Source organism: Pseudoduganella aquatica (assembly GCF_009857595.1).
GTDB lineage: Bacteria > Pseudomonadota > Gammaproteobacteria > Burkholderiales > Burkholderiaceae_D > Rugamonas > Rugamonas aquatica_A.
In genome coordinates this window covers 58491-70205 of record NZ_WWCU01000019.1, presented here as the reverse complement: position 1 = coordinate 70205, position 11715 = coordinate 58491, and the positions used below count along the sequence as shown (strand labels likewise).

Genomic DNA, 11715 nt, shown 5'->3' with positions numbered 1-11715 from the left:
ACACCATGAAAAAAATGAATTGGCGGGAAATCGGCACCGGACTGGTGGTGCCCGCCGTTGTCGTGCTGCTGTGGCAGGCCAGCGCCATGCTGGGCTGGGTCAATCCGCAAGTGCTGCCGTCGCCGGTGGCGGTGGTGCAGAAACTGCTTGAATACGCGCTGCCGCTCACCGCCTACGATTCGGCCGCCGGCTCCTGGCTGGCCTGGGCCGTATCGGGCGAGCTGTGGCTCGACACGCTGGGCAGCATGTACCGCGTGCTGGTCGGCTTCGCGATCGGCGCCGGCCTGGCGCTGCCGCTGGGCCTCATGATGGGATCGAGCCAGCGCGCCTACGCCTGGTTCAATCCCCTGATGCAGCTGCTGCGCCCCATTCCGCCGATCGCCTACATTCCGCTGTCGATCCTGTGGTTCGGCCTGGGCAACGCGCCGGCCGTGTTCCTGATCGCCATCGGCGCCTTCTTCCCGGTGCTGATGAACACCATCGCCGGCGTGCGCCAGGTGGACGGCATCTACATCCGCGCCGCGCGCAACCTGGGCGTGAACCAGCGCACCATGTTCATCCGCGTGATGCTGCCGGCGGCCGTGCCCTACATCCTGTCCGGCGTGCGGATCGGCATCGGCACCGCCTTCATCGTGGTGATCGTCTCCGAGATGATCGCCGTGAACAACGGCCTGGGCTTCCGCATCCTGGAAGCGCGCGAATACTTCTGGTCCGACAAAATCATCGCCGGCATGATCAGCATCGGCCTGCTGGGACTCTTCATCGACATCGGCATGAACAAACTGAACAACCACCTGCTGCGCTGGCACCGTGGCCTGGAGAACTGAGATGAGCAAAATGGAAAAGAACTTCAGCCACATCACCGTGCGCGGCGTAAACAAGGTCTTCAAGAGCAGCGACCGCGAAGTGGTGGCGCTCAAGGACATCAACCTGGAAATCCCGCAGGGCCAGTTCGTCTGCCTGCTGGGACCATCGGGCTGCGGCAAGTCCACGCTGCTCAACGCCATCGCAGGCTTTTCGCCGCCGTCCAGCGGCGAGATCACGGCCGACAGCCGCATTGTGACCGGTCCCGGCCCCGAGCGTGGCATGGTGTTCCAGGAATACGCGCTGTTCCCGTGGATGACGGTGGAAAAGAACATCGCCTTCGGCCTCGAAATCAAAGGCATGTCCCAGGGCGAGATCAACCAGACGGTGGCCAAGCTGCTCGACATGCTCTCGCTGAGCGACTTCCGCCACCGCTTCCCCAAAGACCTGTCGGGCGGCATGCGCCAGCGGGTGGCGATCGCCCGCGTGCTCGCGCTGGACTCGCCCATCATGCTGATGGACGAGCCGTTCGGCGCGCTGGACGCCCTCACGCGCCGCAACCTGCAGGACGAGCTGCTGCGCATCTGGGCCGAGCTGAAAAAGACCATCATCTTCGTCACCCACAGCATCGAAGAAGCGATCTACATGGCCGACCGCATCGTGGTGATGACCTACCGTCCCGGCACCGTCAAGCGCGACATCATGGTCGACCTGCCGCGCCTGCGCGACCCCTCCGCCGCCGAATTCAACGCCCTCAAGCGCGAACTCGGCATGCTGGTGATGGAAGAGCAGCAGCGCCACCACAACGACGAAATGCGCATGGCCGCCGTCGACTAAACCTTCGGGGTCAGTTCTGTCATCACGTCATGCCTGCCGGCATGACGTGATGACAGAACTGACCCCGATGTAAAATCGCACCATGCGCGCAAAACTGTTCAGGGTACTGGTCTTTCTGGGGACTGCCGGGGTTGTCGCGGCGGCCTGGTGGACCGGTACGCTGCGCGCGCAGGCGGATCTGATGGAGCAGGGCCGGCGCCAGCTGGAGCTGCTGGCGCCGGATCTGCAGTCGGCCATGGAGAAGTATGAAACCCTGCCCTTCGTGCTGGGCTTCCAGCCGGACCTGATCCAGGCTCTGGCCCATACCGACGACGCGCCCACCATCGCGCGCCTGAATCAATCCCTGCAAACCATCCAGCAACAAGCCAAGGTCGGCGCCATCTACATGATGGACCGCACCGGCCTCACGCTGGGCGCGAGCAACTGGGACCAGCCGCTCGGCTTCGTCGGCAAGAACTTCTCCTACCGTCCCTACTTCAACGAGGCGCTGCATGGCCGCGCGGGACTGTTCTACGGCATCGGCACCAGCACCAGCGAGGCGGGCTATTTCATCGCGCAGCCGGTGTACCGCAACGGCACGGCAGGCGGGCCGGTGGCGGGCGTGGTGGTGGCCAAGATCAGTCTGGCGGACTTTGAGCAGACCTGGCGCAGCAGCGAGCACGCCATTGCGCTGGCGGACCGGCACGGCGTGATTTTCCTCAGCAACCAGCCGCAATGGCGCTACCGCAGCCTGCAGCCGCTCAGCGCGGCCACCACGCAGGAGCTGGCGCACACGCAGCAGTATATGGGGCAGACGGTGGCGCCGCTGCCCGCGCATCCGGGACAGTTCGCGGCGCGGCCGGTGGGCCGCCTGGGCTGGCAGCTGATGCTGTTTCCGTCGCAGGCGCGGGTGGCGCGCGCGGGCTTGCAGTGGGCGCTGGCGGCCGTGCTGTTGCTGTCCTGCGCGGCCGCGTCGTGGTGGGCGCTGCACCAGCGCCGGCGCAGGCTGGAGGAGCGCAAGGAGTCGCGCCAGGCCTTGCAGCAGGCGGCGCGCGAGCTGGATAGCCGCATCGTTGAACGCACGCAGCAGCTGCGCGAGACCAACCATGACCTGGAGAACAAGTACGCGCGCCTGAAAGCGGCCGAGCAGATGCTGCGCTCGACCCAGAATGAACTGGTCCAGGCGGGCAAGCTGGCCATGCTGGGCCAGATGGCGGCGGGCGTGACGCATGAGCTGAACCAGCCGCTGGCGGCCATCCGCGCCTTTGCGGACAACGCCCGCACTTTCCTGCAGCGCGGCCAGCCGGCGCAGGCGGAGGCCAACCTGGGCCACATCGGCGACGCCAGCGCGCGCATGGGCGCCATCATCTCGCAGCTGAAGGGCTTTGCGCGCAAGGATGAAGCCATCTGCGCGGTGGACATGGCCAAGCCGGTGCGCGCCTCGGCCTTCATGATGGAGAGCGAGTTCCGCCGCCACGGCGTGGCGCTCGCCATTGATGCGGGCGCGGAGCCGGACGCCGTCCCGCTGCTGGTGGCCGGCGATCCGGTGCGCATCGAGCAGGTGCTCATCAACCTGCTGCGCAATGCGCTGGACGCCGTTGAGGAGTCGCCCGAGCGCCAGGTCTGCATCACCCTGGCGCGCGTGGACGACCACGCCGAAGTGCGCATCAGCGACAGCGGCGGCGGCATCCCCGAGCAGGTGGCGGCGCACCTGTTTGAACCCTTCTACACCACCAAGCCGTCCGGCAAAGGCCTCGGGCTGGGCCTGGCCATCTCGTCGTCCATCGTGCAGGCGATGAACGGCCAGCTGACGGCGCATAATCTGCCTGGCGGCGGCGCGCAATTCGTGCTGCGCCTGCCGCTGCAACTGGAAAGCACCAATGCAAGCCATCCTCATTGAAGACGAAGCCGCGCTGCGCCTGGCCACCGCGCAGACCCTGGAACTGGACGGCTACACCGTGCAGGCCTGCGCCAGCGCGGAGGAGGCGCTGCCGCTGCTGCGCGCCGATTTCCCCGGCGTGGTGGTGACCGACGTGCGCCTGCCCGGCCGTTCCGGCCTGGAACTGCTGGCGCACGTGGCGGCGCTGGACGCCGAGCTGCCCGTCATCGTGGTGACCGGCCACGGCGACGTCACCATGGCCGTGGCGGCGATGCGCAGCGGCGCCTACGACTTCATCGAGAAGCCTTTCGCCTCCGGCCGCCTGATGGACGCGGTGCGCCGCGCGCAGGAGCGCCGCACGCTGGTGCTGGAAAACCGCGAGCTGCGCGCCGCGCGCGCCCTGCATCCGGACACGCCGGACCTGATCGGCCGCTCGCCCGCCATCGAACAGCTGAAAGTCCTGGTGCGCAATGTGGGGCCGGCGGGCGTGGACATCCTGATCAACGGCCAGACCGGCACCGGCAAGGAGGTGATGGCGCGCCTGCTGCACGCGGCCAGCGGCCGCAAGGGCAACTTCGTCGCCATCAACTGCGGCGCGCTGCCGGAGTCCGTGTTCGAGAGCGAAATCTTCGGCCATGAAGCGGGCGCGTTCACGGGTGCGCAGAAACGCCGCATTGGCAAGCTGGAATACGCCAACGGCGGCACGGTCTTCCTGGACGAAATCGAGAGCATGCCGATGGCGCTGCAGGTGAAGCTGCTGCGCGTGCTGCAGGAGCGCCGCCTGGAGCGCCTGGGCGCCAACGAGGGCGTGACGCTGGATTGCCGCGTGGTCGCCGCCAGCAAGGCGGACCTGCTGCAACTGAGCGCGCAGGGGCTATTCAGGGAAGACCTGTATTACCGCATCGGCGTGGTGACGATAGACTTGCCGCGCCTGCGCGAGCGGCGCGAGGACATCCCGCTGCTGCTGGCCCACTTCGTGCAGGAAGCCGCGCTGCGCTACCAGCGCCCGCTGCCGCAATGGAGCGCGCAGGACATGGCGGCGTGGCAGGCCGCCGACTGGCCCGGCAACGTGCGCGAGCTGCGCAACTTCGCCGAACGCCTGACGCTGGGCCTGGCCCCTGTTCTCGCGCCCTCGGCGCCAACCTCCGCCAGCATCCCCGCGTCCCCCGCTCCGGTCTCCGGCGCGGCGGCAGACGCGTCCTCCCTCCCCCAGCAGGTCGACAACTTCGAACGCGACCTGATCGCGCAAGCCCTGTCCGCCGCCGACGGCAACGTCGCCCTCGCCGCCGACAACCTCAGCGTGCCCCGCAAAACCTTGTACGATAAGCTCAAGAAGTATCAAATCAGCACTGGCAAGAAGTAGACAGCGGGATTAGCATGGGGATCAGAATCCATCTAGAGGAGTGAAGCTGTGGCTACCACGATTCAACTGGACCCCAAGAACGACTTGATACTGGAAGATCTGGCAGCAAGGATAGGCCAGACCAAGGAAGAGTTGCTGCGTCAACTTGTCGACATTGCAGTAGAAGAGCTTGAGCACTTCTACTCGGCGGTGGAAATAGCGGAGAAGGTGCGTACTGGCGAGGAGCAAGTCTTTAGCTCCGCTGAAGTCAAGGCTCACCTTGGCCTGGCAGATTGACTACTCCACCGCGGCGAGGAAGCAACTGCGGAAACTCGATACTGCCATTTCGGCCCGCATTATCCACTTCCTCGAAACGCGCGTGGCGCCATCCCCACGCAGCGTAGGGAAGCCTCTGCACGGCCATCTCAGTTCGTACTGGAGCTACCGCATGGGTAACTATCGGATAATTTGCGAGTTGGACGATGGCATTCTTCGGGTCCTTGTGGTTACTGTCGGACATAGGCGCGACGTCTACAAACCATAGAATCGTAGTAAAGCTACAGCAATTGGATTACCATATCGGACAAATCCAAGCTGCAAATGCCAATTTTGTAGCTCAACTACTTTGGAGACGAGTCTATGGCTGGGAAGATGGGAGTGCGCCTGACGCTGGGCGCGGCGCTGGTGACGGCGGCGTTCGGGGCGCAGGCGTCCGTGCAGCTGGGCGCTTGCGACGCGCCGTTTGAAACCGTGCTGCAGCAGTCGAACACCTTCGACGCGCGCGCGGTCTGGCTGAACCGCCAGCTCGCCAAGTGGCCGGGCGCCGACGCCAGCGGCTCGTTCAAGCTCTATCACTCGGCCTCCGGCCAGATCAGCGCCGCCGCAGGCGCCAAAGTCTCAGGCGCGGACGGCGCGCTGGCGATGGGCCTCCACACCGCCGCCATCCCCGCCGACGCAGCCCAGCGCTTCAAGTACGTGGGCAACGGTGCCGTGCTGGCCGTGGAGCCGGCGGACCAGTCCAAACTCCCCGCCCTGCTCAAGCAGCAGCTGGTGCTGGTGCAGGAGAACGCCGACGGCACCGTGCGCGACGCCACCACCCTCCAGATCGCCGGCGCGCTGGATGACCTGTATGCGCGGGCTGCCCGCGTTACAGATCTTGGCGCCACCGTGGCAAAAGGCCATACCGCCTTCAAGCTGTGGGCGCCGACTGCGCAGCAGGTTTCCGTCTGCATCTATGACAACGGCTACGGCAAAGCGGCAAGTATCGAAAACATGCGCTTCGACGCGACCACCGGCGTCTGGTCCGCTTCGCGCCGCAGCAACCTGGCCGGGAAGTATTTCAAATACGCGGTGGACGTTGTCGCGCCGAGCAAGGGCCTGGTGCGCAATCTCGTCACCGACCCTTATTCCGTCAGCCTCACCACCGACTCGCTGCGCAGCTACATCGCCGACCTGGACTCGCCCAAGCTCAAGCCAGCAGGCTGGGACAAGGCGCCCGTGCCGAAGAAGGTCGCCGCGCAGACCGATATGTCCGTGTACGAGCTGCACGTGCGCGACTTCTCCATCAACGACAGTACCGTCAGCGCCGCCAACCGAGGCAAGTACACCGCCTTCACCGAGACCGGCTCCAACGGCATGAAGCACCTGGCCGCCCTGAGCCGCGCCGGCATGACCGACATCCACCTGCTGCCGGTGTACGACATCGGCTCCGTGCCCGAGCAAGGCTGCGTGGTGCCGCAGCCAAGCGGTGCGCCGGATGGCGAAGGCCAGCAGGCGCTGGTGGCGGCCACCTTCATCAAGGACTGCTACAACTGGGGCTACGACCCTTACCATTACAGCGCCCCCGAGGGTAGCTACGCCACCGATCCGGCCGACGGCGCGCGCCGCATCATCGAATTCCGCCAGATGGTGATGGCGCTGCACAAGACCAATCTGCGCGTGGGCATGGACGTGGTCTACAACCATACCTACCGTGGCGGCCAGGAAGAAAAATCCGTGCTGGACCGCGTAGTGCCGGGCTATTACCACCGCCTGAACGCCAAGGGCGTGGTCGAGCGTTCCACCTGCTGCGACAACACGGCCACCGAGAATATGATGATGGCCAAGCTGATGATCGATTCGGCCGAGCTGTGGACCCGCCATTACAAGATCGACTCCTTCCGATTCGACCTGATGGGCCACCAGCCGCGCGCGGCGATGGAGGCTTTGCAGGCGCGCGTGGACAAGGCCGCCGGCCGCCATCGCGGCGGCGCACCGATTAACCTGATCGGCGAAGGCTGGAACTTCGGCGAAGTGGAGAACGGCGCGCGCTTCGTACAGGCGTCGCAACTTTCGCTGAACGGCAGCGGCATCGGCACCTTCAGCGACCGTGGCCGCGATGCGGTGCGCGGCGGCGGCGCGGGCGATTCGGGCGAGAAGATGTTCAGCATGCAGGGCTATATCAACGGCCTGGTGTACGACGCCAACGCGCATGCGGGCCAGCGTCCGAAGGAAGACCTGCTGCGCACGGCCGATCTGGTGCGCGTGGGCCTGGCGGGCAGCGTGCGCACTTACAAGATGAAGACCTGGCAGGACAAGGAACTGGAGCTGCAGGCCATCGACTACAGCGGCCAGCCTGCGGGCTACGCCAGCGAGCCGGGCGAGGTGGTGAACTACGTGGAGAACCACGACAATCAGACCATGTACGACGTGAACGTGTTCCGCCTGCCGCTGGCCACCAGCGGCGCCGAGCGCGCGCGCGTGCAGATGCTGGGCGCGGCGATCAATGCGTTCAGCCAGGGAGTGGCCTACTACCACGCGGGATTCGACATCCTGCGTTCCAAGTCGCTGGACCGCAACAGCTTCGAGTCGGGTGACTGGTTCAACCGCCTGGACTGGACGTATCAGGACAACTACTTCGGCGTGGGCCTGCCGCCGGAGGCGGACAATGGCAAGGACTATGCGTTGATGAAGCCATTGCTGGCGAATCCTGCGCTCAAGCCTGCACCGGCCGATATCGCGTTTGCACGCGACGCCTTCCGCGACCTGCTCAAGATCCGCGCCAGCAGCACGCTGTTCCGCATGCGCACGGCGGCGGACATCAATCAGCGCCTGCATTTCCTGAACACCGGCTCGGCGCAGGTGCCGACGGTGGTGGCAGCGCGCATCGATGGCGCAGGCTATCCGGGCGCCGCGTTCAAGACGGTGACTTATCTGATTAACGTGGATAAGGTGGAGCAGAGCATTGTGGCGGATGAGGAGAAAGGCAAGCGCTACCGCCTGCATCCGGTGCATGCAGCGCCAGGCGCCGCAGACCAACGCGCGCAATCGGCCAGGTACGACAGCGGTACGGGGCGGTTCACCATTCCGGCGCGGACGGCGGTGGTCTTTGTAGAGTAAGCGGCGCACGGGCATGGCGGGTTACGCGGGCTCCGCCCGCTAACCCGCCCTACGTTGTATCCAGGGTGCGTGGAAGGCCCGTAGGGCGGGTTAGCGGCGCGCAGCGCCGCGTAACCCGCCACAGCGCCGCCACAGCATCTACTGCGCGGCCGCGCCCAGCAGCACTACCCCGCCCTTCACCGTCAGCGTCACTCCGCCATCCTTGACGACCGTGCTGGCGCCCGAGTAGTAGTCCTTCACCTTCTGCCCATCGGCAAACACGCCGCCCACCTTGATGATGCTGCTCGCAGCCGCAGGCACATCCAGCGCCACCACTACCTTGTCGCTCACGCCATCCTTCTCGTAAGTGCGCTTGAAGGTGTAAGGTTGGTCCGCAATCTTCTCATGCGCACCCGCCCCCACCGCCACGTGCGCGTGCCTGAACTGTCCCAGCCTGGCCCAGTGCGCGCGCACGTCGGCCACCTTGTAGCCGTCGCGCGCGGCATTCTTCGCCAGGTCGTCCCAATTCATATAGGTGCGCAGCTTAGCGTCCCCCTGCGCGCCCGGCGCGTCCAGCAGGCGCGCGGTTTCGTCGCCGTAGTAGATCTGCGCGGCGCCCGGCGCGAGCAGCAGCTTGCTGGCCGTCTCGAAGGGCTTCTTGCGCTCCGGGTCGAACGGATTTCCGTCATCATGTGAAGCGGTGTAATTGAGCACCGACTTCCCTTTCAGCGGCCCTTGCAGCGCCGCCGAATACTTGCTGAACAGCGTTTCATAGTCCTGCTTCGCATCCCACACCAGGCCGAAGTTGATCATGCTGTCAAAGCCGTTGTCGTAGAAGTCCACCATGGCCCCGCCGCCCATGTCGAACTGCCGGCCGTGCGCGATGTTGTAGTTGTAGACCTCGGCCAGCATGTAAAACTTGCCGTCGCCCAGCACCTTGCCAGGATGCGCGCGCTTCCAGTCCTCATGCGCTGCCGCAGCCACCGAGCCCAATTCCTTCCACACGCCAGGCTCGGTGTGCTTCACGGTGTCTGCGCGGAAGCCGTCCACGCCAAACTTGCGCACCCAGTCGGCGTGCCATTTCATCAGGTAGTAGCGCGGCGCGCGCGGGTAGCCGGTGCGGGCGAAGAACGCGTCCAGCTCCTTCACTTCGCGCTCATAGCGCCCTTCCTTCTTCCATTTCTGCACCAGCGCGTCCGGCAGCGCCACGTTCGCGTTGCTGTTGGTGAGCACGTCCGGCAAGCCTTTCACCAGCGTGCAGTCGACATTGGTCGCCACGTCCTTGTAGGTGCAGGCGGGATCGAGGCGCACCCAGTCCAGCGGCCAGGCTGGTTCCGCGTCCGTGAACGGCGCGGTGTGGTTCATCACCACGTCCAGCAGCACGCGGATGCCGCGCGCGTGGGCCGCGTCGACCACGTCCTTGAAGTCCTTCTCCGTGCCCAGGTTGGCGTCCAACGCCGTGAAGTCCTTCGCCCAGTAGCCGTGGAAGCCATAGGATTTTCCCGTGCCTTCGTCGGTCGAGCCGTGCAGCTGTTCAACCGGCGGCGTAAGCCACAGCACGTCCACACCCAGGCTGTCGAAGTAGCCCGCTTTCAGCTTGGCCAGCACGCCTTTCAGGTCGCCGCCCATGTAGCCGCGCTGCGGCGCCGCGTCGGCCTTGCGGCCGTAGGACAGGTCGTTGCTGCGGTCCGCATTGTTGAAACGGTCCGTCAGCAGGAAGTAGACGGTGGCGTTCTCCCACAGGAATGGCTTCGGGCTTGCCTTTGCGGGCTGCGCCGCCTGTGCGTTCATGCTGCCCGCGAGCAGCGCCAAAGACAATGCGATGGGAGATAGTTTCATGCAGTGCGTTCCTATGGTTATGTGATGACGGTCGGGGTGGCCCGGCCCGTGTGCAGGGCGATGCTGGCCACGCTCTCGGCGGCGGCGATCAAGCCTGCCAGCGCTTGCTGCGTGGGTCGGTGGTGCTGGGTAGGGTCGGCTTCGAACAGTTCCAGGTAGACGCGCAGGGTGGCGCCTTCGGTGCCGGTGCCGGACAGGCGGTAGACGATGCGCGAGCCGTCGCGCATGACGATGCGCACGCCTTGCTGCTGCACGGTGGAGCCGTCCACCGGGTCGGTGTAGGCAAAGTCGTCCGCGAAGTCGACGGTGTGGGCGTTGAGCACCGTGCCCGCCAGCGCGGGCAACTTGATGCGCAGGTCGGCCATCAGCAGGCGCGCGCCTTCGCTGTCGATGGCTTCGTAGTCGTGCCGCGAGTAGTAGTGGCGGCCGAAGCGCGCCCAGTGTTCCGCCACGATCTGCTGCACCGGCTTGCCGCTCGCGGCCAGCAGGTTGAGCCAGAACAGCACGGCCCACACGCCATCTTTCTCACGCACGTGGTCCGAGCCGGTGCCGTAGCTCTCCTCGCCGCACAGCGTGGCCATGCCCGCGTCGAGCAGCGTGCCGAAGAACTTCCAGCCGGTGGGCGTTTCGTAGCAAGGGATGCCGAGCGCCGCCGCCACGCGGTCCGCCGCGCGCGACGTGGGCATGGAGCGGGCGATGCCTTTCAGTCCGCCGCGATAGCCCGGCGCCACGGCGGCGTTGGCCGCCAGGATGGCCAGGCTGTCGGAAGGCGTGACGTCGAACTTGCGGCCCAGGATCATGTTGCGGTCGCCGTCGCCGTCCGAGGCGGCGCCGAAGTCGGGCGCGTCGGCGGCGGCCATCAGCGCAATCAGCTCGGATGCGTTGACGGGATTGGGGTCCGGGTGGTGGCCGCCAAAGTCCTCCAGCGGCACGGCGTTGATGACGGTGCCGGCCGGCGCGCCAAGCATGCCTTCGATAATGGCCTTGGCATACGGCCCGGAGACGGCGTGCATGCCGTCGAAGCGCATGGTGAAGCCGCCGGCGAACAGTGCGCGGATGGCCTCGAAGTCGAACAGGCGCGCCATCAGTTCGGCGTAGTCCGCCACGGGGTCGATGACCTCCACCTGCATGCCGTCCAGCTGCACCGTGCCTATGGTGTCGATGTCGATATCGGCCGCGTCGCTGATGCGGTACTGGGTGATGGTTTCGCTGTGGTGGAAGATGGCCTCGGTCACGCTCTCCGGCGCCGGGCCGCCCGCCGCGATGTTGTACTTCACGCCGAAATCGCCATCCGGCCCGCCGGGATTGTGGCTGGCCGATAGGATGATGCCGCCCGAGGCCTGCCGCTTGCGGATCACGCAGCTGACGGCCGGCGTGGACAGGATGCCGCTCCGCCCCACCAGCACCTGCGCGTAGCCGTGCGCGGCGGCCATCTTCAATATGGTCTGGATGGCGGCGCGGTTGTGGTAGCGGCCATCGCCGCCCAGCACCAGCGTCTTGCCGGCGCAGTCGCCCAGGGTATAGAACACGCTCTGGATGAAGTTCTCAAGATAGTGCGGCTGGCTGAAGGTGTGAACCTTTTTGCGCAGGCCCGAAGTGCCCGGCCGCTGGCCGGGAATGGGATGGGTGGTAACTGTCTGGATAGCCATGGTTGCTCCGCTCGATGATCGGTGATCGA

The 11715-nt window shown here is 65.9% G+C and carries 9 protein-coding genes; 7 read left to right on the top strand and 2 right to left on the bottom strand.

Annotation, left to right across the window (positions count from 1 at the left end; all coding sequences use genetic code 11):
* Positions 1-5: 5 nt before the first annotated feature.
* From GTP77_RS17160 to GTP77_RS17130, 7 genes are all read left to right on the top strand, one after another.
* Positions 6-827 carry an ABC transporter permease gene (locus GTP77_RS17160; protein ID WP_161073366.1) on the top strand — a complete coding sequence of 274 codons (822 nt, stop codon included), beginning with the start codon at positions 6-8 and terminating at the stop codon, positions 825-827.
* 10 nt (positions 828-837) lie between these two features.
* A complete protein-coding gene (locus tag GTP77_RS17155; RefSeq protein WP_161073416.1) occupies positions 838-1641 on the top strand; it encodes an ABC transporter ATP-binding protein in 804 nt (267 codons plus the stop codon).
* 82 nt (positions 1642-1723) lie between these two features.
* Positions 1724-3520, top strand: coding sequence for a sensor histidine kinase (locus GTP77_RS17150; RefSeq protein ID WP_161073365.1), 1797 nt, complete (start codon positions 1724-1726; stop codon positions 3518-3520).
* Positions 3501-4862 (top strand): sigma-54-dependent transcriptional regulator, encoded by a 1362-nt coding sequence (locus tag GTP77_RS17145; RefSeq protein ID WP_161073364.1) that lies wholly within the window; start codon positions 3501-3503, stop codon positions 4860-4862. Before GTP77_RS17150 ends, GTP77_RS17145 begins: the two co-directional genes overlap by 20 nt.
* A gap of 48 nt (positions 4863-4910) precedes the next feature.
* Positions 4911-5138, top strand: coding sequence for a type II toxin-antitoxin system RelB family antitoxin (gene relB, locus GTP77_RS17140; RefSeq protein WP_161073363.1), 228 nt, complete (start codon positions 4911-4913; stop codon positions 5136-5138).
* Positions 5122-5385, top strand: a complete 264-nt coding sequence (locus GTP77_RS17135; protein WP_161073362.1) for a type II toxin-antitoxin system RelE family toxin — start codon at positions 5122-5124, stop codon at positions 5383-5385. The genes relB and GTP77_RS17135 overlap by 17 nt, the downstream gene beginning before the upstream one ends.
* A gap of 95 nt (positions 5386-5480) precedes the next feature.
* Positions 5481-8219: an alpha-1,6-glucosidase domain-containing protein gene (locus GTP77_RS17130; protein WP_161073361.1), complete on the top strand. Its 2739-nt coding sequence runs from the start codon at positions 5481-5483 to the stop codon at positions 8217-8219.
* A gap of 138 nt (positions 8220-8357) precedes the next feature.
* On the opposite strand, the gene GTP77_RS17125 is transcribed toward GTP77_RS17130, so the two are convergent.
* Together GTP77_RS17125 and GTP77_RS17120 are read right to left on the bottom strand one after the other, a co-directional pair.
* Positions 8358-10037, bottom strand: a complete 1680-nt coding sequence (locus GTP77_RS17125; RefSeq protein WP_161073360.1) for an alpha-amylase family glycosyl hydrolase — start codon at positions 10035-10037, stop codon at positions 8358-8360.
* A 17-nt stretch (positions 10038-10054) separates the two neighbouring features.
* Positions 10055-11686, bottom strand: a complete 1632-nt coding sequence (locus GTP77_RS17120) for an alpha-D-glucose phosphate-specific phosphoglucomutase (protein WP_161073359.1) — start codon at positions 11684-11686, stop codon at positions 10055-10057.
* Positions 11687-11715 lie beyond the last annotated feature (29 nt).